Genomic DNA, 21,155 nt, shown 5'->3' with positions numbered 1-21,155 from the left:
GCACCAGTCTTTCTTATGCTCGGGCTAATTTTGCATTAGGAGCTCTGATTGCTTGCTACGCTCGCCGTAGAAGCTCCAAGCAACCCAGAAAGGCGATCGCCGACGATGACCACGACCGCTCTCACCGCACACGCCCCGCTCACCGAAAACCACCCCGAGTGGCTGAGGCTCAAGGCTGCCGCGACGGCAATCCAGGCCCTGCAGACCCAGGACGGCTCGGTGCCCGCGGCCGCTGACCACGAAGCCGCCGCCGCGCACGTCAGCACCATCTGCACGGCCGTCGAAGCACTGGCTCCGTCCTTTCCGCATGATTCCCGGTACCTCGAACTCCTGGTGAGCGACTTCGGCCGCTGGGCCTCCGACGGCTTCGGGGTGCCGGATTTCCTTGACTCGCTGCTCGCTTTCCAGCCGCAGCAGCACCGCATCGACGGGCTGCAGCACCTGGTGCTTTTCCCCATGTACACCCAGAACGGCAGCAGCAACCGCCTCGTGGAAGCAGTCCTGATCGAGGTCATCTGGCCGGAGTTCATCGCCGGCCTCGAAGAGGGTGAATACTCCAACAAGCTCTTCGTTCCCATCCGCTTCCTGGACTTCACGCCCGGCTACAACACCAACTCCGCCGTGCTGTTCCCGGAAACCGTGGCGGTCCGGGAAACCCCGACGTTCACCTGGGGTGCCATCTTTGCGGACCGGGAAGCAGCCCGCTTCCGCCGGGTCCTCGGGGCCGCTGCCGATATCACCCGCCTGGAGCTCCCTGCCGAGGCCGCCGAGCTCCTGGAGAACCAAAAGCTCACCCAGGAAACGTTCGTGATGTGGGACCTGATCCATGACCGCACCCACATGCGCGGCGACCTGCCCTTCGATCCGTTCATGATCAAGCAGCGCATGCCGTACTTCCTGTACTCACTGGAGGAACTCCGCTGCGACCTGACCGCCTTCCGCGAATCCGTGAAGATCGAAAAGGACGAAGAGGCTGACCCCGAAGCACGCCGGCACGCCAAGCTCGTCCAGTATGCCGTCATCTTCGACCGGATCTTCCGCTTCGCCATCACCGGCAGCCGCGTCCGTAACTACGACGGCCTCGGCGGCCAGCTGCTCTTCGCCTGGATGCACCAGCACCGCGTCCTGCACTGGACCGACAGCAAGCTCAGCATTGACTGGGACGAAGTCGCCGACGTCGTGGTTGAACTCGGTGCCAGGATCGAGGAGCTCTACTGGCGCTCGATCGACCGGCCGAAGATGGCCCACTGGCTCGCCGCGTATGAGCTGATCGCCGGCACTGTCACACCGAACCCGTCGTCCGTCTGGGCCAAGGGTCCGGATGCGCTGCCGCTGGCAGGACCGCCCCGCGGCCTGACGGACCAGGTGCTCGACGACGAATTCCCGCTGTCCATGTTCTATGAAGCCCTCGAGAAGAAGATGCGCCCCGTCATCGAGTCCACGGCCGGCATCACCGGCTCATCTGCCACCGGCATCAATACCCTGGCCATGAACGCCGGATGAGTGCCGGACGCCCCTTGAACGTGGTGGTCACGGGCGGCAGCGGGCCGTCCGGGATCGCCACTGCACGCGCGTTGCGCGAAGCAGGCCATACGGTTTTTACGGTCGGTTCGGACGGTCCCCGGATTGAGGCCGCCGCCGCGGAAGCGGGCGGCGGCGTCATCCCCCTCGTCTGCGACCTCGCCAGCCTGGCTGACGTCCGGGCGCTGCACGCCACCATTTCCGCCACTGCCGGAAGGGTCGACGGCGTCATCCACCTGGTGGGCGGCTGGCGCGGCGCCCGGGGCATCACGGACCAGACCGACGAGGACTGGGACTTCTTGGAACGCGGCGCGCTCACCACCGTGCGGAATGTCACGAGGGTGTTCTACGACGACCTCGCGGCATCGGAGGCCGGCCGTTTCGCCATGGTGACCTCCACTGCCGTTGCAACCCCGACGGCGGCCGGCGCGAGCTATGCTGCGGCGAAAGCGGCTGCCGAAGCATGGACCCTTGCGGTGGCCGAAGGCTTCAGCAAGGGGACGCACAGCGCCGCGGTCATCTTCGTGGCGAAAGGCCTCGTGGACGCCGGGATGCGTGCGCGGTCCCCCGAACGCAGCTTCCCCGGCTTCACCGACGTTTCGGACCTGGCGGCTGCCGCCGTCGGACTTTTTACCACCCCGGCGGCGGAACTGAACGGCCGTCGGCTGGTCCTTAGCCGATAACGGCCCACATCCCTAGACTGAAAGCGTGACCAAAGCGATGACAACCACAGTTGAAACTGCCCCTGCCGCCACCGCGGCGCGGCTCCATGACCCTGCCGTGCGGGGGTTCGCCTCTGACAACTATTCCGGCGTCCACCCCGAAGTCCTGGCTGCCCTGGCAGCGGCCAACGAGGGCCACCAGGTCTCCTACGGCGAAGACGACTACACCGCACGGCTGCAGGTGCTCATGGAGGAGCACTTCGGCGCCGGCATCGAATGCTTCCCGGTCTTCAACGGAACCGGCGCCAACGTCCTCTCGCTCCAGTCCCTGCTCCCCCGCTGGGGCGCGGTGATCTGCGCGTCGACGGCGCACATCAACATGGACGAGAACGGCGCCCCGGAGCGGATCGGCGGCATTAAGCTGCTGCAGGTCCCCACCACCGACGGAAAGCTCACCCCCGAGTTGATCGACAGGGAAGCCTGGGGCTGGGGCGACGAACACCGCGCCCAGCCGCTGGCCGTGTCCATCACCCAGACCACCGAACTGGGCACGTGCTACACGCCGGAGGAGGTCCGCGCCATAGCGGACCACGTCCACGCCAAGGGCATGAAGCTCCACATGGACGGGGCCCGGCTGGCCAACGCCGCTGCCCACCTCGACGTGCCGCTCCGGGCGTTCACGCGCGACGCCGGCGTGGATATCCTCTCCTTCGGCGGCACCAAGAACGGTCTGCTGTTCGGAGAGGTGGTGGTGGCGCTCAATCCGGACGCCGCGCACGGCCTGATCTACCTCCGCAAGATGAACATGCAGCTGGCCTCCAAAATGAGGTTCATGTCTGCCCAGTTCATTGCCCTCCTCGAGGGCGACCTCTGGCTGCGGTCGGCCAGGCACGCGAACGCCATGGCTGCCCGCCTGCGCGCTGCAGTGGATGGGATCGACGGCGTGGAACCCACCCAGAAGACGGAATCCAACGGCGTGTTTGCCATCCTGCCCGAAGGCGTCGCGGACCGGCTGCGGGAATCGTTCCGCTTTTACGACTGGAACGAAGCTGCGAGGGAAGTCCGCTGGATGTGCTCCTTCGACACGAGCGAGGAGGACGTGGATTCGTTTGTCGCTGCCATCAAGCGGGAGCTGGCGGCCCGTTGAGCGGGCGCACGGGGCGGCGAGCCTGCCGGGTTCAGCGCCACATTTTGCGTAACCTGCGAATGTGAACGCACTCGCCCAGGTTCCCGCGGAGTTCCTTACCGCGTTGGGATCCCTACGAAAAGCACGGTGCCGCAGTGAGCTGCACTTGGACGAAATCCCCGCACCGTCCAGGCTGGCCCCCTTCGCAGTGGCCCTCGGCGCGGAGGTCATAGGCCCTGTTCCGGGGCCCGCCCCCGCCGCTGTGCACGGACCCGTTTCCGCCGCATTGGTCCGCGCGGCGGGAACCGTCGACGACGACGCCGAGGAACTCGCCACCGGGCGGTTCATCCTGCTTTACGATCCGGACGGCTCGGCGGTGTGGGACGGCGAGTTCCGGATCGTCACCTACATCCGCGCCCAGCTGGAGGCCGAGATGGGCAACGACGAAATGCTGGGCTCGGTTGCGTGGACCTGGCTCGTCGAAGCGTTGGAGAACCACAACGCGCCCTACCGCGCGGCGGGCGGAACGGCCACCAGGATCCTGTCCGAAAGTTTCGGCACCCTCGCCGACCGACCCGGCTCCATCGACATCGAGCTGCGGGCGTCGTGGACCCCTGTGGGGCCGGATATCCGGTCCCATTTGGAGGCGTGGTCGGACATGGTCTGCACTTTCGCCGGACTCCCGCCATTGCCTGAGGGTGTATCCGCCCTGCCCCGCCGGCGGCGCAACTGACCATGGTTGACCACGGCGGGACGCCCTTCAGCGCGATGTCGGTAAACTGAAGGCATCATGACCCCTCAAAATCCGGAACACACCACGGCCGGCGTCCCGGCTGCTGACATTACTCCCCACATCACGGTGGAAGGCTTCGACAGCCTGGTCCCCGAGGTCATCGACCTGGACTCCCCCCGCGACGGAGTACCGCTCGTCATTGAAACTCCGGCGGGGCTGGAGCGTTGCGCGGCCGCTATTGCCGCCGGGACGGGCCCGGCAGGGGTGGACGCGGAACGCGCATCGGGCTTCCGCTACGGGCAGCGCGCCTTCCTGGTCCAGATCCGCCGCGAAGGCTCGGGAACGTGGCTCATCGACCCGGAACCCTTCGGGGACCTGCGGATCATCAACGACGCCCTCGAGGGCGTCGAATGGATCCTGCACGCAGCGAGCCAGGACCTTCCGTGCCTGTCGGAGCTTGGCATGTGGCCGCACAAACTGTTCGATACCGAACTGGCCGCGCGGCTTGCCGGGCTGCCGCGGGTGGGCCTGGCGGCTGTCATCGAGCAGCTCCTCGGCTTCGGCCTCGCCAAGGAGCATTCCGCCGCCGACTGGTCCACCCGCCCGCTCCCGGAACCCTGGCTGCGCTACGCGGCCCTCGACGTGGAGGTCCTCACGGAACTGCGCGAAGAACTCATCGAGCTGCTCCAGGCCGACGGGAAGCTTGAATTCGCCGAACAGGAGTTCGCAGCCATCCTCGCGGCCGGACTCGCCCCGCCGCGCGTGGATCCCTGGCGCAAGACCTCGGGGCTGCACCAGATCAGGGACCGCCGGCAGCTCGCCGCGGTCCGTGAAATGTGGCTGGAGCGCGACTCCCTGGCCCGCAAGCGCGACGTCGCTCCCGGCCGGCTCATCCCCGACTCTTCGCTGGTCGCAGCCGCCAAGGCCATGCCCACCACCGTTCCACAGCTGCTGGGCACCAAGGGCTTCCACGGCCGTGCCGCGCAGCGTGAGGCTCCGCGCTGGCTGCGTTGCATCGCGACAGCGAGAAGCATGGAGGAGCTGCCGCCGCTGCACCTTCCAACCAATGCTCCGCCGCCACCACGGGTCTGGGCCGACAGGGACCCGGCTGCGGCCGAACGCCTGACGACTGCCAGGCCGCTGCTCCAGGAAAAGGCCGACGAACTGAACCTTCCTGTCGAAAACCTGCTCACGCCCGACTTCCTCCGCCGGGTGGCGTGGCGTCCCCCTGCCGAGCTCAGCGAAGAAGGGATCGCCGAAGAGCTCGGTGAACTCGGTGCCCGGCCGTGGCAGATCGAACTGACGGCTCCGCTGATCACTGCGGCGTTCCTCAATCCGCAGCCGCTGCCTCCCAAAGAACCGAAGGAGCCCAGGGCCGCGACCGGAACCGGGAGCTAGCTGCCCGCGCCTGTATCGACAGTCTGCATCGGCCGGCTCGCCGCGGCCGGACAACACCAGTCCCGCGCACTCCTTGCCAGCTAAGTTACTCACGAGTAACATTGGGATCAATGCCGCCCGGATTGCCGCTGCCATCGGCGCGCGTCCGGCACCAATGTCTCGATGAGGAGTATCACGTGAGCCAGCCCCGCCACAGCGGAGAACACAGCAGCGGAACCCACAGCAGCGGAATGACCAGGACCGTCCGCGACGTCGTTTTTGTGGACGGTGTCCGCACGCCGTTCGGCCGCGCGGGCGAGAAGGGGATCTACGCCGGAACCCGCGCCGATGACCTCGTGGTCAAGTGCATCCGCGAACTGATGCGCCGCAACCCTTCCCTCCCTGCCGACCGCATTGACGAGGTGGCCGTTGCCGCCACCACCCAGACCGGCGACCAGGGGCTTACCATCGGCCGCACTGCGGCCCTCCTGGCCGGGCTCCCCCGCACCGTCCCCGGCTTCGCTGTGGACCGCATGTGCGCCGGCGCCATGACCGCCGTCACCACCACCGCCAGCGGCATCGCCTTCGGGGCGTACGACGTCGTCATCGCCGGCGGAGTGGAACACATGGGCAACCACCCGATGGGCGAGGGCGCCGATCCCAATCCGCGGTTCATGTCCGAGCGCCTCGTGGACCCCGCCGCACTGAACATGGGAAACACCGCCGAGAACCTGCACGACCGTTTCCCGGCCATCACCAAGGACCGCACCGACGCCTACGCAGTGGCGTCCCAGGACAAGCTGGCAGCGGCCTACGGAAAGGGCCAGATCCAGCCGGACCTGGTGCCGGTGGCCACCATGAAGCCGGGGCAGGGCTGGACGGTCAACACCGTTGACGAACCGCCCCGGCCCGGAACCTCCCTCGAGGACCTTGCCGCGCTGCGCACGCCGTTCCGCCCCCACGGCCGGGTGACTGCCGGCAATGCAGCAGGGTTGAACGACGGCGCGACGGCGGCCCTGCTTGCCTCCGCGGATGCCGCGGCGGAGCTTGGGCTGCCGGTGAAGATGCGTCTGGTCAGCTACGCCTTTGCCGGCGTCGAGCCGGAGGTCATGGGCATCGGGCCGGTCCCCGCCACGGAGAAGGCGCTGAAGAACGCAGGCCTGGGCATCTCGGACATCGGCCTGTTCGAAATCAACGAGGCATTCGCCGTCCAGGTGCTGAGCTTCCTGGACCACTTCGGCATTGCCGACGACGACCCCCGCGTCAACCGCTACGGCGGCGCGATCGCCGTCGGGCATCCGCTGGCCTCATCCGGAGTGCGGCTGATGAACCAGCTGGCGCGCCAGTTCGAGGAGGACCCGTCGGTCCGTTTCGGCATGACCACCATGTGCATCGGCCTGGGCATGGGCGCCACCGTCATCTGGGAAAACCCGCGTCACTCGGAATACACAGGCTACAGCGGCACAGTGTTGTCCGCCGACGACACCGTCACCAGCAATCCCGCCACCGAACCTGCCACCACCCAGACTGAAGGAGCAGCAGCATGAGCGCCGCAGATTTCCGCAAGCTTGCCGACCTTTTCCCTGACGAGATCGTCACGCATTCCTATGTCCAGGACATCGAGCTGCCGGCTGCCGGCGGCAAGCCGAGCCCGGGAACATTCGCGCTGATCACCCTGGACAACGGCCTGGACCACTCCAAACCCACCACGCTGGGCCCGAACACCCTGGTGGAACTGGGCACGGTCCTGGAAGGCCTCAAAGACCGGGCCACCCGCGGCGAGATCGTGGGCGTCGGCGTGACCGGAAAGCCCTACTACCTGGTGGCCGGCGCGGACCTGTCCGCTGTCAAGTCCCTGAACGACCGGGACCACGGCCTCTGGATGGCGCAGCTCGGCCACGACGTCTATGCGACCCTGGCCAACCTGGGCGTGCCCAGCTTCGCCTTCATCAACGGCGTGGCACTGGGCGGCGGCCTGGAGATCGCCCTGCAGTCCACTTACCGCACGGTGTCCACCGGCGCCGGAGCCCTGGCGCTTCCCGAAGCCTTCCTCGGCCTGGTGCCCGGCTGGGGCGGCGTCTACATACTTCCGCGGCTGATCGGACCGGAGAACGCCGTCAAGGTGATGATCGAAAATCCGCTCAGCAACAACCGGACGCTCACCGGCCCGCAGGCCTTCGGCCTGGGCATTGCCGACGCCATGTTCGAACCCGCCGACTTCGTGGAGCAGTCCCTCGCCTGGGCTGCCGGCGTCATTTCCGGCGAGGTCGCCCCGAAGCGGCCCAACGCCGTCGAACCTTCCGATCCCGAGGTTGCCGGCCGCTGGGCGGCAGCCGTTGCCGCCGGGCGGGCCTTCGTGGAGGCCAAGACGTCCAATGCCTCCCCCGCGCCGGCCGAAGTGCTGGACATCATGGAGGCCAACCGGACCATGAGCCAGGCGGAATCGGCAGCACTCGAGTGCGAGACCCTGGCCGGCCTCATGCAGACCGACGAATTCCGCTCCACTGTTTACGCTTTCCTGGACCTCGTACAGAAGCGCTCGAAGCGCCCGGCGGGTGCACCTGACCGCAAGCTGGCCCGGCCGGTGACCAAAGTGGGCGTGGTGGGCGCAGGCCTGATGGCGAGCCAGCTGGCGCTGCTCTTCGCCCGGCAGCTCAAGGTGCCCGTGGTCATGACGGACATCGACCAGGCCCGCGTGGACAAAGGTGTGGGCTACGTCCATGCCGAAGTGGACAAGATGCTCGCGAAAAAACGGCTCAGTGCCGACTCCGCCAACCGCACCAAGGCACTTGTGACGGGCTCGGTTTCCAAGGCGGCGTTTGCCGACGCCGACTTCGTCATCGAAGCCGTGTTTGAGGAGCTGAACGTCAAGAAGCAGGTGTTCGCGGAGGTGGAGGCGATTGTCTCCCCCGAGTGCATCCTGGCCACGAACACGTCCTCTCTCTCCGTCACTGCCATGGCTGAGGACCTGGAGCACCCTGAGCGCTTGGTGGGCTTCCACTTCTTCAACCCGGTGGCGGTTATGCCGCTGCTGGAGATCGTCCGGGCGCCCAGGACCGACGACGCCGTGCTGGCCACCGCGTTCGAACTTGCCAGGGGCCTGAAGAAGACCGCCGTCCTGGTCAAGGACGCCGCCGCGTTTGTGGTCAACCGCATCCTGCTGCGCCTCATGGGCGAAGTGACCGCGGCGTTCGATGAGGGAACTCCGGCGGACGTGGCCGACAATGCACTGCGGACCATGGGACTGCCCATGACGCCGTTTACGCTCGGCGCGATGGTCGGCCTGCCCGTGGCGCAGCACGTCCAGGAATCCCTGCACGCCGCGTTCGGGGACCGCTTCAGCGTTTCGCAGAACCTGCAAAAGCTGATCGACAACGGCGTGAAATCCATCTGGTCCGTGCAGAACGGGGTGCCGGAAAAGGGGCCGGACGGAAAACCGTTCATCCCCGCCGAAACGCTGGCGCTGCTCTCCTTCGGCACCTCCCCCTCCACCGGCGAGGAGGTCCTCCGCCGCACGCAGGATGCGCTGGCCGAGGAAATCGGACTCATGCTGGAAGAAGGCGTGGTGGCCGGGCCGGAAGACATCGACCTCTGCATGATCCTCGGCGCAGGCTGGCCGATGTTCCTCGGGGGCATCACCCCCTACCTGGACCGCGTCGGAGCCTCCGAACGGGTCAATGGCAGGAAGTTCCTCGCTTCCGGCGTAGCGTCCGCGGCAGTTCCGGCCTAGGGCCACGGGGCAACAGTCCACTCCCGCTGCTCAACCAACAGCGCCGCAGCCCGCACCTTATCCGGTGCGGGCTGCGGCGCTGCTGCGTGCGGACAGGCAACGATCAAACCTCGTGCAGCCTGGCGTCCCGGAGCTCGAGGACGCGGTGGGCCGTGGCCCGGGCATAAGCGACCTCGTGCGTGACCATGACCACGGCAGCGCCACGCTCCGCCGCCGCGCCAAGCGCCTCATCCAGTCGTACGAGGCCGTGCCGGTCCAGGCCCACGGTAGGTTCGTCCAGCGCAATGAGGATCGGTTCCCGGGCCAGGACGGTGGCAAGGGCGAGCAGCCGCTGCCGGGACGCCGGAAGCTCATGCGGATGGGCCTTCAGGTGGTCACCGAGTCCGACGGCGGCCAGCGCCGCCCGCGCGGCTGCTTCCGCCGGGGCGCCGGACTTCCGGTCCAGGCCAAACAGCACTTCGCGCAGGACCGTCCGCTCAAAGAGCTGGTCCCGCGGGTGCTGGAAGAGCAGGCCCACCCGGTCCGCCACCCGCCCGGTCGGAATGCCGGCGATGTCCTTGCCCTCGATCCGGACGCCCCCCCGGAGGGGACGGAGAAGTCCGTTGACATGCCTCAGCAGCGTGGACTTGCCGGCTCCGTTCGGACCCGTCACGGCGACAATCTGGCCCGCACGGACAGCCAGGCTGAGATCGCCAAGCACCCCGGGACCCGTTTGGTGTTTGCCGGCCGGGTAGCCGAAACTGACACGGTCCAGCTCCAGAACGGCAGGCGCGGAATTTTCCGTGCCGGGACCGGCAGGGGCCGGGTGCCGGTCAGCGGTCCGGCGGCGCGGGCCGGGACTATCGTCCGCCAGCGCGGGAAGCACGACGCCGGAGTGCAGCAGCGCGGGGCTCCCCGCCAGCTCGCCGGGGGTGCCGAGTGCGGTGACCGTGCCGCCGTCGAGCACCAGCCAGCGGGTGGCTGACAACGCAAGCTCATCCACGGCCTGGCCCAGGACGACGACGGCGGTGCCGGAGTCCAGAAGTCGACGGACCAGCGCTTGCACCGACGCGGCGCCTGCGGCATCCAGCGAGCCGAGGGGTTCGTCGAGCACCAGGACGCCGGGGCGCGTAATGGCGGAACAGGCCACGGCCAGTCGCCGCAGCTCGCCGCCGGACAGGGTGGCCGGATCGCGTTCCAGCAGGGCGGTCAGTCCCGCCGAGTTGGCGGCACGCAACACCTCCGCGCGCATCAGGGTCCTGTCCATGCCCCGGTTCTCGAGTCCGAAGGCCAACTCCTCGGCGACCGTGGACCCCACGGTGGACAACAGGGCTGCGGCATCCTGCGGAACGAACCCCACATGCTCGGACCAGAGGGCGGGGTTGATCCGGGGGTCGTCCGGGGTGCCGTGAAAAACTAGGGGCCCGTTGTCCCCCGGTGCCGCCTTGTCATTCCCGGCCCGTAGCTCCGAATCACGCCGGTCCGGGTCACGACGCAGGGCCGAAGGACGCAGGTGCAGGGTACCCCTGAACTGTCCGGAGTTCCCGCCGGACATCCAGCCGGCCAGCAGCCGGCCCAGGGTGGACTTGCCGCTGCCGGAGCCGCCCAGCACGGCAGTGAGTGTGCCCGGTGCCGCGGCAACGTCCACGTCGTGGAGAACGAAAGCGTCCTCACCGTGGTAGCTGAAGGCTTCAATCCTGACCTCGAGCAGAGGCACAGTCGTCATGCCGGAACTCCCAGGGGCCACAGCATTGCGAACCCCTGGAGCGCGGGCCACTGGAGCTCTGGCCACTGGAGCGCGGGCCACTGGCCAGAGAGCCGCAGCGCAACCGCGGCTGCGGCCAGCAGCAGGGCGACGGCCCGGAATGCCCGCTGGGCAGCCGTATCCGGCACGTCCCGGTAGCTCGTGCGCGCCCGGCTGCCGTTGAAGCCCCGGGCATCAAGCGCGTGCGCCCGCTCACCGGCATCCTCGATCAGCGACAGGACCAGCGGAACCATCTGCAGCCGGGCGGCCGCCAGCCGCCGCAGCGGCCCGCCTCCCAACACCAGTCCCCGGGATTCCTGGGCCTGCCGGATCCGCGCCAGCTTTCCGCTGATGGCCGGTGCCAGGGTCAGGGTGGATGCCAGGACGTAGCCGAACTGCGGGGGCACGCGCCGCGCCGCCATCATCGCCACCAGGTCCGGCACACGGACGGTGAACGAAAAGAGCAGGAAGACCATGACGTATGCGGCCGTCCGCGCACCCATGTCCAGCGCGAAACCCAGCCCCTCCGCCGTGACCCTGGCTGCGCCCCAGTCCGCCAGGACCGTCCTGCCCTCGGGAAAGAACAGCCCGTGCATGACCAGAAGCGACAGCCAGAACGGTGCCAGGATCACCGCGGCGGCCGGAGCCAGCCTGCCGGCCACCCCGGACCGCACTGCCAGCGCTGCGCAGGCGAGGGCAACGGCGAGTGAAACGGCCCAACTGGAGACCGCCGTCGTGATCGCTGCGGCCGCGACGGCCGCCGCGAGTGTGGTCAGGGGGTTAAGCGCTGCGGGAGTGTTCAGAGGGGCAGGCACGGAATCAGGCGTCCGGCGCGTCCTGCTTCTTGCCCGCGAGCACGTTGAAGCGCCGCACGAACGCGAACTGCAGCGTGGTCCGGCGCGGCAGCGCGTACGCCAGCATCGCGACGACGGCGAAGACGATGGCCTTGTCCATGGGGTCCGAAATGAGCGCCTGCTTGGTGATCGCGGCCAGCAGGGTGTCTCCCATGGCCCGGAAGGCGCTGACAATCGCGCCGGTACCGACGCCGGAGGTGCCACCGAAGACGAAAGCCGCGATCGGTGCGGAGACGACGCCGGCAAGGATGCCTGTCACGAAGCCTGCCACCGGGGCAAGGTAGAAGCGGCGGAACAGCCCGTAGCGGGCGGCCAGCCCCGCCAGGAAGCCGATGAGTGCCGCACCGGCGGCGAAAGGCAGCACGGTCGGATTGATGAAGGACCACACGACGCTGCTGAGGGCGCCCGTCGCGGCTCCGGCCGCCGGACCGGCCAGGACGGCAATCAGTACTGTGCCGATCGCGTCAAAGTAGAACGGCAGTCCTGTGGACCCCATGATCTGCCCGAGGGCGATGTTGAGGACAAGGGCCACCGGAATCAGCACCAGCGTGGACGTGGGGAGGGTGGGGAGCACGCCGACGATCAGGAGGATGGCTCCCAGCAGGAAACCGCCCAGGGCCACGAGGGTGGATCCGCCCGCCAGCCCGTTGGTGATGTCCGCGGGCTGCGTGAGGACGAGGAAGATGAAGGTGGCCGCAATGGACACCGCGCCAAGGATTTCGAGCAGGCGGCGGTTGCGGACCGCCGCCTGTCCAGGGGCGGGCAGGGTCCGGGATGGCTGTGACATGGCTGTTCCTTTGGCTGTGGGCTGCGTTCCTCGGGTACACGGACTTGGGTACACCGGTACCGGGATCGGCAAATGTGCGCCTATGTCACCTCGGCGCAGCTACCATCTTAGGGCAGTCGCCTGGCCAGTGCCCCCACGGATTCGATGAGCTCATCGAAGCACTGCTTCGGGTTGTTCGATGTCACAATCCGGGCGTTGGGCGGCAGGCCCCACAGCCCCCGGTAGTCCGCCACGGTGGTGCCCATCAGCAGCGGGGATACGGTTTCGACGTCCACCGTGGCCAGCGCAGTGGCCACGTCCGTCCGCCCCACCGCCACGCAGGCGGCGAAGGCGTCGTGCACGTGGGCCACGAAGCCCTGGTCGTAGAGCCGATGGAACTCCATGTAGAAACGGATGGCGTCCGAGAGGCACGCCACCAAGGGGTTTCCGGATGTGCTGCGGAGCCCCTCAGGCTGGTCCGGAAGGACGGGTTCCGGACCGGCGCCCGCGGCCTCGGCCAGGCGCTGCAGGTGTTCGGGCCGCATCTCGATCAGTTCGGTGGTCTCCAGCGCGCACACCACCGGCAGCTTGTCCTCCGGGAGGCCCCGGTAGGCGGCAAACACTTCCTTCGCGGCGTGCGGATCGACCGAAACGTTCCATTCTGCCGTCGGGGTGGTGTTGCCCTGGTAGTAGAAGCAGCCGCCCATGATCACCAGCCCCTTGAGCAGGTGCGGCAGGTCCGGTTCCCGGCGGAGGGCCAGGGCAAAGTTGGTCAGCGGACCGGTGATGAGTCCGGTGATCTCGCCGGGGTGCTTGCGCACCTCGTCCACCCAGACGTCGACGGCGTGCCGGGCCGAGATCTGTTGTGCGGGCGGCGGCAGTTCCGCGTAGCCGATCCCCTGCGGCCCGTGGGTTTCCTCAGTGGTGACAAGCGGGATTTCCAGCGGCACTTCAGCGCCGATGGCCACCTCGATTCCCGGCTTGCCACATAGCTCCAGGAGGGCCAGGTTGTTGAGCGCCACCTGCCGCGCGCCCACGTTTCCTGCGGTGCAGGTGATGGCATGCACCCGGATTTCGGGGCGGGACAGGAGGTACACCAGGGCCAGAGCGTCGTCGATCCCGGTGTCCACGTCCATCAGGACTGAATGCATCAGAAGAGTGCCACCTTGGGCGCACGGGGGAAGATCTCATCGAGCCGGGCAAGTTCTTCGGCCGATGGCACCCAGGCCACGGCGGCGGCGTTCTCGCGGACCTGTTCCGGCTTCGTGGCGCCCGCGATCACGCTGCTGACGGACGGCTGGGCCGCCAGCCAGGAGAACGCCACCTGAATTTCGGTGAGGTTGCGCTCTGCGGCGAACGCGCTGAACTTCTCCAGCTGGTCCCAGTCGGCGTCGTGGACCAGGTTGGTGCGGGTGTGGCTGAGGCGGGAGCCTTCCGGAGCTTTGCCGGGCGCATACTTGCCGGTCAGCAGTCCGTTGGCCAGCGGGAAGTAGGGCAGCACGCCAAGGCCGTAGGCTTCTGCGGCGGGCGTGATTTCGGCTTCTGCGCGGCGGTCCAGCAGGTTGTAGTGGTTCTGGGTGGACACAAAGCGAGAACCTCCGCGGGCGCGGGCCACGAATTCGGCCTCGGCCACCTGCCAGCCGGCCCGGTTGGAGTGCCCGAGGTAGCGGACCTTGCCGCTGGTGACGAGGTCGTCCAGGGCGGCAAGTGTCTCGTCGATGGGCGTCAGCGGGTCCGGGGTGTGGAACTGGTAGAGGTCGATCCAGTCGGTGCCGAGCCGCCGCAGCGAGGCTTCGGCGGCCTTGACGATGTAGCGCCGTGATCCGCGGGCGCCGAAGTCGTTGCCGTTGGCTCCGCGCATGTCCATGCCGAACTTCGTGGCCACAATAGCGTCACCGCGCCGGCCTGCAAGGGCTTTGCCCAGCATGGTCTCGCTGAGTCCGGGCTCCCGGCCGTAGGTGTCCGCGACGTCAAAGAGCGTAATGCCGGCGTCCAGGGCGGCATGCACGACGGCGTCGGTCCCCTCCTGCGACTCCGTCAAGGTATTGGCCCGGCCAAGATTGTTGCAGCCGAGGCCAACAACGGAGACGGTCAATCCGGATTTTCCAAGGCGGCGGTATTCAGTCATGAATTCAGCCTATAACGGCCGCAATGCAGGTCCGGACGCAGCCCTTCGGGGCTGCGTCCGGACCGTGGCCGGAGGCCGGAAGCCGTGTCAGGTGGCGGGGAACTCGAGTCCGTGCTCGTCCATGGCGTCCTGGAGCTGTGCCATGGTCTTGACGCCCATTCCGTGCAACTTCAACAATTCCCGCTGGGGGTACTGGACCACCTGTTCCAGGGTTTCCAGTCCGGCGTGGGCCATGGCCCGGCGGGCAGGCGCGCCGATTCCGCGGGGAATCGGGGTGTGGCCTGGTTGAACGGATTTTGGCGCCATAGCGGTTGCCTCCCAGTAAGTCGGTTGCCCCCTCTTAGAGGGTAAAGCCCGAAGCTGGTTTCGGCGAGTGCTTGAGCTTAAAGGCTTCCAGCTCTCCGAACGGCGCGGCCGCGATGCTGAGCTTGGTGAAGTCCAGGTCCTCACCGCGGATGCAGACCTTGATGGCGTTGACGGCCTTGTTGACATCGGGGCAGAGGCAGAAGATGTTGAGTTTGGCCTCGCCGAATTCTGACCGCTCCACGGTGCCGAGTCCGCGCCAGGCAAGGTGGCTGATGAGGGCGTCCTTGGCCTTTTCCTCCAGGTAGCGGTCACGGTCGGTGCCGTCCTTGGTTTTCAGCGCGTATTGCGCAACCACCCAGAACTGTTCCTCGTCCGGAATCTCGGCGTAGCCGTCCTCTGCGCACTGCACTGCGAAGGCGTCCATGAGGCCTTCGGCAGCCTCGGCATCGGCGACGTCCGTTTCGTCCGTCTTGCTCTGGTGCCCGACGACGCCGTGGTTCATGACGAACTGGCTGTAGTCCTCATCGAACCAGGCTTCCCGGAACAGCAGGACCCCTTCGTCGTCTCGTTTGTAGACCCTGATAATTCCGCTCATGCCCGTCCTCTCCTGAACCACTCGGCGTCTGTGCCGTCGAACGGTGCGTGCTGTGCCTTCACGGCCTGGTAAAGCTGTTCTGTCTCCCGGAGCATCCGGTCCACGAGGTCCCGCGGATACTCCATGCGCACCTGGTGTTCGGCGAATTCGTCTTCGTCGTCGATGTAGACGCCGCGGGCCACGGACCGGATGACGTCCAGGTCCATGTCGATCACATGGAACTCGAAGGTCCCGGGCCTGATGCCGTTCCAGCCGTGGCCCACGGCGAGGTCCACGTACACCCGGAAGTCGCCGGGGTAGGTGTCGTCGTAGAACGTGGCCACGTAGTCGCCGGTCCGCGGAACAAGCAGGACTGCGTCGGACCGGGCGTGGAAAGCCGCTCCGGGCCGCGATATGAACGATCCCTTGGGCTGGAAGATCCACCAGCCGTGGCTGTCCTCGCCGAGGTAGCTGCCCGGTACCACCCAGTGCGCGCCACCGTCCCATTTGCGGTTCCGCGCCACCACAAGGTCCCCGGGTGCCAGGTTCCCGGGAGGTTCGGCCTCGTGCGGGATCACAGTTTTGGCAGGCTGCCCGTAGTCGGGTGTTCCTGGCCGGGCAGGGGACGTGCGAAAGGCACCTTGGTCCCCAAAACCTGGGCAACGACGTCGTGCGTGATCTGGCGGGCGGTCAAACCGACGCGTTCCAGCACCTGCGCGCGCGTGCCGTGGTCCAGGAACTCCACCGGCAGGCCCACCTCGTTGAGGGCGGTGTCCACACCCGCGGCGCGCATTTCCTGCCGGATGCGGGATCCCACGCCGCCGGCGCGGACGCCGTCCTCGATGCAGATGACCAGGCGGTGGCGGGCAGCCAGCGCAATGATGGATTTCCGGACCGGCAGCAGCCAGCGGGGGTCCACCACCGTGGAGCTGATGCCTTGGGCGCCCAGCCGGTTGGAAACGTCCAGGGCGAGCTCGGACATGGCGCCCACACTCACGATCAGCACGTCGTTTTCGCTGGAGCCCGCAGGACGGCGGGCCAGCACATCCACGCCGTCGCTCAGGCGCTCCAGCGCTTCCACTTCGGCACCCACGCTGCCCTTGGAATACCGGACAACTGAGGGCGCGTCCTTGATGGCCACGGCTTCGCGGAGTTCTTCGCGGAGCCTTGTGGCGTCGCGTGGCGCTGCCAGGTGGAGCCCGGGGACGATCTGCACCATGGCCATGTCCCACATACCGTGGTGGCTGGCGCCGTCGGGCCCTGTCACACCGGCGCGGTCCAGCACAATGGTGACGCCGGCCCGGTGCAGGGCAACGTCCATGAGCAGCTGGTCGAACGCGCGGTTCAGGAAGGTCGCGTAGACGGCGACCACGGGGTGGAGGCCGCCGAAGGCCATGCCGGCGGCCGAGGTGAGCGCGTGCTGCTCGGCGATGCCGACATCGAAGACGCGTTCCGGGTGCCGTGCGGCGAATTTGTGCAGGCCCACGGGAATGAGCATGGCACCGGTAATGCCCACGATGTCCTGACGCTCATCGGCGATCGCTGCGATTTCGTCGGCGAAGACCGACGTCCAGGACTGGGCGCCGCCTGCCTCCGTGGGCTCCCCGGTTTCGGGATCGATAATGCCAACGGCGTGGAACTGGTCGGCCTCGTGGGCGCGTGCCGGCGCATAGCCGTGACCCTTTTCGGTCATTGCGTGCACGATGACCGGGCCGGCGTAGTTCTTCGCCGTCGAGAGGGCGTGCTCCATGGCCTGGAGGTTGTGGCCGTCGACCGGGCCGATGTACTTCATGCCCAGGTCCTCGAACATGCCCTGCGGCGCCCACCAGTCCTTGATGCCCTTCTTCATGGCATGCAGGCTCCGGTAGGTGAACTGTCCCACGGGTCCGCCGTTTTGGAGCTTCCGCTTCCACCAGTCCAGGGTGCCTTCGTAGGCAGGGGCAGCGCGGAAGGAATCAATGGTGGGACGCAGGGAGGCGAGGTAGTCGGCGAAGCCGCCCACGGTGGCCGCGTATGAACGGCCGTTGTCGTTGACGACAATGACGACGCGGCGCTTCTTGTCCGCTGCGATGTTGTTGATCGCTTCCCAGGCCATGCCGCCGGTCAGGGCGCCGTCGCCCACCACGGCAATCACGTAGCGGTCGCCGTCGCCGGTCAGCTGCCGGGCGCGGGAGATGCCGTCGGCCCAGGACAGCGACGAGGAGGCGTGGGAGCTTTCCACGATGTCGTGCTCGGACTCTGCACGGTCCGGATAGCCGGACATGCCGCCTTCCTGGCGGAGGGTGCTGAAGTCCTGGCGTCCGGTGAGGAGTTTGTGGACATACGACTGGTGTCCGGTGTCAAAGACAATGCTGTCGCGGGGGGAATCAAAAATACGGTGCACGGCCATGGTCAGTTCCACGACGCCGAGGTTCGGTCCGAGGTGGCCACCCGTCTGCGACACGTTGCCGATCAGGAAACTCCTGACCTCCGCAGCCAGCTGGGACAGCTGTTCTTCGGTCAACTTGCTCAGGTCCTGCGGATTCCGGATGGTGTCCAAGATTCCCAACGGGGCCTCCTTCGGGTGGTAGACATGCCTTTTAACTCTAACGCCTCGACGGCGGGCAGGACGCAGGGACGGGGGGCCGCCACGCAAAAGCCCCGTCCTGTCGGTGACAGGACGGGGCTTTTGGTGGTGCCGGTTGTGACCTCTGCCGCTAGTTGGCGGAGATCTGGCGCAGCACGTACTGCAGGATGCCGCCATTGCGGTAGTAGTCCGCCTCGCCCGGGGTATCGATGCGGAGGACCGCATCGAAGGACTTGGCGGAGCCGTCTTCAGCCGTGGCGGTGACCTTGAGGGTCTTCGGGGTGGTGCCTTCGTTGAGGGCGGTGACGCCCTCGACTGCGAAGGTTTCCGTGCCGGTCAGGCCCAGGGTCGCAGCTGATTCGCCGGCCGGGAACTGCAGCGGCAGGACGCCCATGCCGATCAGGTTGGAGCGGTGGATGCGCTCGTAGCTTTCGGCCACGACAGCCTTGACGCCCAGGAGTGCGGTGCCCTTGGCAGCCCAGTCACGGGATGAGCCGGAGCCGTACTCCTTGCCTGCCAGGACCACCAGCGGGGTGCCGGCTGCCTGGTAGTTCTGGGCGGCGTCGTAGACATACGCCTGGGGACCGTCCGCCTGGGTGAAGTCGCGGGTGAAGCCACCCTCGACGCCGTCGAGCAGCTGGTTCTTGATGCGGATGTTCGCGAACGTGCCGCGGATCATGACTTCGTGGTTGCCACGGCGCGAGCCGTAGGAGTTGAAGTCCTTGCGCTCCACACCGTTGGCCAGCAGGTACTGGCCGGCCGGGGTGTCCGACTTGAAGGAACCGGCCGGGGAGATGTGGTCGGTGGTGACCGAATCGCCGAGCTTGAGCAGCACTCGGGCGCCGGTGATGTCCGTGACGGGCTCCGGCTTCGCCTTCATGCCGTCGAAGTACGGGGGCTTCCGGACATACGTGGACTTCTCGTCCCAGGCGAAGGTGTCGCCGGCCGGGGTGTCGAGTGCCTTCCAGCGGTCGTCGCCGTCGAAGACGCCCTCGTAGCCGCGGGCGAACATTTCCTTGTCAATCGAGGAGTCGATGACCTGCTGGACCTCGACCGGGTTCGGCCAGATGTCCTTCAGGAAGACGTCGTTTCCGGCTTCGTCCTGGCCGAGGGCATCGGTGTCGAAGTCGAAGTCCATGGTTCCGGCCAGGGCGTAGGCGATGACCAGCGGCGGGGAGGCCAGGTAGTTCATCTTGACGTCCGGGTTGATCCGGCCTTCGAAGTTGCGGTTACCGGACAGCACGGCGGTGACGGAGAGGTCGTTGGCCTGGATGGCCTCGGAGATTTCGGCGTCGAGCGGGCCGGAGTTGCCGATGCAGGTGGCGCAGCCGTAGCCCACGATGTAGAAGCCGAGCTTCTCCAGGTACGGGGTCAGGCCGGACTTCTCGTAGTAGTCGGTGACCACCTTGGAGCCGGGTGCCACGGAGGTCTTGACCCACGGCTTCGCGGCCAGGCCCTTGTCCACGGCGTTGCGGGCCAGCAGTGCGGCGGCAAGCATTACGGACGGGTTGGACGTGTTGGTGCAGGACGTGATCGAGGCGATGGACACCGCGCCGTGGTCCAGCTCGAACTCGCGGCCGTCCGCAGTGACAACGTGCACCGGGGTGGACGGACGCCCGTGCGCACCGTTGGCCGCGGACTCAACCCGCGCCGTTTCGGTGGTGTGCGAGTCAGCGTGCGTGAACGAGGGCGGATCGGAGGCCGGGAAGGACTCTTCCAGGGACTCGTCCACGCTGCCGTCTTCGATGCTCACGTAGTTGTGGATGTCCTTGCGGAACTGCTCCTTGGCATCGGTGAGCTCGATGCGGTCCTGGGGACGCTTCGGGCCGGAGATGGAGGGAACAACCGTGGACAGGTCCAGCTCGAGGTACTCGGAGAACTTGATCTCCTTGGAAGGATCGTGCCAGAGGCCCTGTTCCTTCGCGTAGGCCTCAACGAGGGCAACGTTCTCCTCGGACCGGCCGGTGAGGCGCAGGTAGTCGAGGGTGACGTCGTCGATCGGGAACATGGCGGCCGTGGAGCCGAACTCCGGGCTCATGTTGCCAATGGTGGCGCGGTTGGCCAGCGGCACTGCCGCCACACCTTCGCCGTAGAATTCCACGAACTTGCCCACAACACCGTGCTTGCGCAGCTGCTCGGTGATGGTCAGGACGACGTCGGTGGCGGTTGCGCCGGCCGGGATGGACCCGGTCAGCTTGAAGCCCACGACGCGCGGGATCAGCATGGACACGGGCTGGCCCAGCATTGCAGCCTCGGCTTCAATGCCGCCAACGCCCCAGCCCAGCACGCCCAGGCCGTTGACCATGGTGGTGTGCGAGTCGGTGCCGACGCAGGTGTCCGGGTAGGCCCGGACAACGCCGTCAACTTCACGGGTCATCACGGTGCGGGCCAGGTACTCGATGTTGACCTGGTGCACAATGCCGGTTCCCGGCGGGACGACCTTGAAGTCGTCAAACGCGGTCTGGCCCCAGCGGAGGAACTGGTAGCGCTCCCCGTTCCGCTGGTATTCGATCTCCATGTTGCGCTCCAGTGCGCCGGAGTTACCGAATGCGTCGATCTGCACCGAGTGGTCGATCACCATCTCGGCGGGAGCCAGCGGGTTGACCCTCTTGGGGTCACCGCCGAGCTCCTTGACGGCCTCACGCATGGTGGCGAGGTCTACAACGCAGGGCACGCCAGTGAAGTCCTGCATGATCACGCGCGCCGGCGTGAACTGGATTTCAGTGTCGGGCTGGGCGTTGGGATCCCAACCGGCCAGTGCTCGGACGTGATCGGCCGTAATGTTCGCGCCGTCCTCGGTCCTCAACAGGTTTTCAAGCAATACCTTGAGGCTGAACGGAAGGTTTTCTGCACCTTCAACGGAGTTCAACCGGAAAATTTCGTATTCGGTACCGGCTACATTAAGTTTGCCTTTTGAACCGAAGCTGTCCACAATGCTCATCGCAGGACTCCTCTCGCAACAGTTTCATCTTTGTCGCGCGGTAGACCGCTTGCTAGTTAGGTCATCCTAATTAGTACAAGGTCATACAAAAGAGCATGGGGTCAGCCGAGAATTCGGCGCGCGACGTGGGACTACTACGCCCATCCTA

At 67.0% G+C, this 21,155-nt stretch carries 17 protein-coding genes; 7 read left to right on the top strand and 10 right to left on the bottom strand.

The features are described 5' to 3' along the window. The first annotated feature begins 105 nt into the window (after positions 1 to 105). From AC07YR_RS04365 to AC07YR_RS04335, 7 genes are all read left to right on the top strand, one after another. A complete protein-coding gene (locus AC07YR_RS04365) occupies positions 106 to 1,503 on the top strand; it encodes a DUF6421 family protein (protein WP_494733180.1) in 1,398 nt (465 codons plus the stop codon). Continuing rightward, a complete protein-coding gene (locus AC07YR_RS04360; RefSeq protein WP_494733179.1) occupies positions 1,500 to 2,204 on the top strand; it encodes an SDR family NAD(P)-dependent oxidoreductase in 705 nt (234 codons plus the stop codon). Before AC07YR_RS04365 ends, AC07YR_RS04360 begins: the two co-directional genes overlap by 4 nt. A 37-nt stretch (positions 2,205 to 2,241) precedes the next feature. Continuing rightward, on the top strand, positions 2,242 to 3,330 hold the full coding sequence (locus AC07YR_RS04355; RefSeq protein WP_055802254.1) for a threonine aldolase family protein: 1,089 nt from the start codon (positions 2,242 to 2,244) through the stop codon (positions 3,328 to 3,330). A gap of 61 nt (positions 3,331 to 3,391) precedes the next feature. Further along, positions 3,392 to 4,042 carry a DUF3000 domain-containing protein gene (locus tag AC07YR_RS04350; protein WP_055802252.1) on the top strand — a complete coding sequence of 217 codons (651 nt, stop codon included), beginning with the start codon at positions 3,392 to 3,394 and terminating at the stop codon, positions 4,040 to 4,042. Positions 4,043 to 4,099: 57 nt separating this feature from the next. Further along, a complete protein-coding gene (locus AC07YR_RS04345; protein ID WP_436057331.1) occupies positions 4,100 to 5,440 on the top strand; it encodes an HRDC domain-containing protein in 1,341 nt (446 codons plus the stop codon). 230 nt (positions 5,441 to 5,670) lie between these two features. Then, positions 5,671 to 6,966: a thiolase family protein gene (locus tag AC07YR_RS04340; protein ID WP_494733382.1), complete on the top strand. Its 1,296-nt coding sequence runs from the start codon at positions 5,671 to 5,673 to the stop codon at positions 6,964 to 6,966. After that, entirely contained in the window at positions 6,963 to 9,149 is a 2,187-nt protein-coding gene (locus AC07YR_RS04335) for a 3-hydroxyacyl-CoA dehydrogenase NAD-binding domain-containing protein (RefSeq protein WP_494733178.1), read from the top strand. The genes AC07YR_RS04340 and AC07YR_RS04335 overlap by 4 nt, the downstream gene beginning before the upstream one ends. 103 nt (positions 9,150 to 9,252) lie before the next feature. Here AC07YR_RS04335 and AC07YR_RS04330 read toward each other — a convergent pair whose 3' ends face one another. The 10 genes from AC07YR_RS04330 to acnA form a co-directional block, all read right to left on the bottom strand. Continuing rightward, a complete protein-coding gene (locus AC07YR_RS04330; RefSeq protein ID WP_494733177.1) occupies positions 9,253 to 10,854 on the bottom strand; it encodes an ABC transporter ATP-binding protein in 1,602 nt (533 codons plus the stop codon). Further along, positions 10,851 to 11,687 carry an energy-coupling factor transporter transmembrane component T gene (locus tag AC07YR_RS04325; RefSeq protein ID WP_494733176.1) on the bottom strand — a complete coding sequence of 279 codons (837 nt, stop codon included), beginning with the start codon at positions 11,685 to 11,687 and terminating at the stop codon, positions 10,851 to 10,853. Before AC07YR_RS04325 ends, AC07YR_RS04330 begins: the two co-directional genes overlap by 4 nt. Before the next feature lie 4 nt (positions 11,688 to 11,691). Next, the gene (locus AC07YR_RS04320; RefSeq protein ID WP_055802244.1) at positions 11,692 to 12,513 is read right to left on the bottom strand and encodes a hypothetical protein; all 822 of its coding nucleotides are present in this window, start codon (positions 12,511 to 12,513) and stop codon (positions 11,692 to 11,694) included. Positions 12,514 to 12,620: 107 nt separating this feature from the next. Next, positions 12,621 to 13,643: a nucleoside hydrolase gene (locus AC07YR_RS04315; protein WP_494733175.1), complete on the bottom strand. Its 1,023-nt coding sequence runs from the start codon at positions 13,641 to 13,643 to the stop codon at positions 12,621 to 12,623. Beyond that, on the bottom strand, positions 13,643 to 14,620 hold the full coding sequence (locus tag AC07YR_RS04310; protein WP_494733174.1) for an aldo/keto reductase: 978 nt from the start codon (positions 14,618 to 14,620) through the stop codon (positions 13,643 to 13,645). The genes AC07YR_RS04315 and AC07YR_RS04310 overlap by 1 nt, the downstream gene beginning before the upstream one ends. A gap of 87 nt (positions 14,621 to 14,707) precedes the next feature. Then, positions 14,708 to 14,926, bottom strand: coding sequence for a helix-hairpin-helix domain-containing protein (locus AC07YR_RS04305; protein WP_028270815.1), 219 nt, complete (start codon positions 14,924 to 14,926; stop codon positions 14,708 to 14,710). A 34-nt stretch (positions 14,927 to 14,960) separates the two neighbouring features. Further along, complete coding sequence (locus AC07YR_RS04300) at positions 14,961 to 15,521, bottom strand: hypothetical protein (RefSeq protein WP_055802238.1); 561 nt, start codon at positions 15,519 to 15,521, stop codon at positions 14,961 to 14,963. Further along, complete coding sequence (locus AC07YR_RS04295; protein ID WP_055802236.1) at positions 15,518 to 16,078, bottom strand: DUF402 domain-containing protein; 561 nt, start codon at positions 16,076 to 16,078, stop codon at positions 15,518 to 15,520. Before AC07YR_RS04295 ends, AC07YR_RS04300 begins: the two co-directional genes overlap by 4 nt. Continuing rightward, positions 16,075 to 18,048, bottom strand: coding sequence for a 1-deoxy-D-xylulose-5-phosphate synthase (gene dxs / locus AC07YR_RS04290; RefSeq protein ID WP_436057324.1), 1,974 nt, complete (start codon positions 18,046 to 18,048; stop codon positions 16,075 to 16,077). The genes AC07YR_RS04295 and dxs overlap by 4 nt, the downstream gene beginning before the upstream one ends. Before the next feature lie 148 nt (positions 18,049 to 18,196). Further along, positions 18,197 to 21,007: an aconitate hydratase AcnA gene (acnA, locus tag AC07YR_RS04285; RefSeq protein WP_494733173.1), complete on the bottom strand. Its 2,811-nt coding sequence runs from the start codon at positions 21,005 to 21,007 to the stop codon at positions 18,197 to 18,199. Positions 21,008 to 21,155 lie beyond the last annotated feature (148 nt).

The sequence above is a fragment of the Arthrobacter sp. GW460-12-1-14-TSB2 genome (assembly GCF_059423525.1).
The sequence above is the reverse complement of the archived record's forward strand: the minus strand, read 5'-3'. Positions and strand labels throughout refer to the sequence as shown.

Coding starts and splice junctions, on each gene's coding strand:
- AC07YR_RS04365 (WP_494733180.1), top strand. CDS start 106: ATGACCACGACCGCTCTCACCGCACACGCCCCGCTCACCGAAAACCAC.
- AC07YR_RS04360 (WP_494733179.1), top strand. CDS start 1,500: ATGAGTGCCGGACGCCCCTTGAACGTGGTGGTCACGGGCGGCAGCGGG.
- AC07YR_RS04355 (WP_055802254.1), top strand. CDS start 2,242: ATGACAACCACAGTTGAAACTGCCCCTGCCGCCACCGCGGCGCGGCTC.
- AC07YR_RS04345 (WP_436057331.1), top strand. CDS start 4,100: ATGACCCCTCAAAATCCGGAACACACCACGGCCGGCGTCCCGGCTGCT.
- AC07YR_RS04340 (WP_494733382.1), top strand. CDS start 5,671: ATGACCAGGACCGTCCGCGACGTCGTTTTTGTGGACGGTGTCCGCACG.
- AC07YR_RS04335 (WP_494733178.1), top strand. CDS start 6,963: ATGAGCGCCGCAGATTTCCGCAAGCTTGCCGACCTTTTCCCTGACGAG.
- AC07YR_RS04330 (WP_494733177.1), bottom strand. CDS start 10,854: ATGACGACTGTGCCTCTGCTCGAGGTCAGGATTGAAGCCTTCAGCTAC.
- AC07YR_RS04320 (WP_055802244.1), bottom strand. CDS start 12,513: ATGTCACAGCCATCCCGGACCCTGCCCGCCCCTGGACAGGCGGCGGTC.
- AC07YR_RS04315 (WP_494733175.1), bottom strand. CDS start 13,643: ATGCATTCAGTCCTGATGGACGTGGACACCGGGATCGACGACGCTCTG.
- AC07YR_RS04310 (WP_494733174.1), bottom strand. CDS start 14,620: ATGACTGAATACCGCCGCCTTGGAAAATCCGGATTGACCGTCTCCGTT.
- AC07YR_RS04305 (WP_028270815.1), bottom strand. CDS start 14,926: ATGGCGCCAAAATCCGTTCAACCAGGCCACACCCCGATTCCCCGCGGA.
- AC07YR_RS04300 (WP_055802238.1), bottom strand. CDS start 15,521: ATGAGCGGAATTATCAGGGTCTACAAACGAGACGACGAAGGGGTCCTG.
- acnA (WP_494733173.1), bottom strand. CDS start 21,007: ATGAGCATTGTGGACAGCTTCGGTTCAAAAGGCAAACTTAATGTAGCC.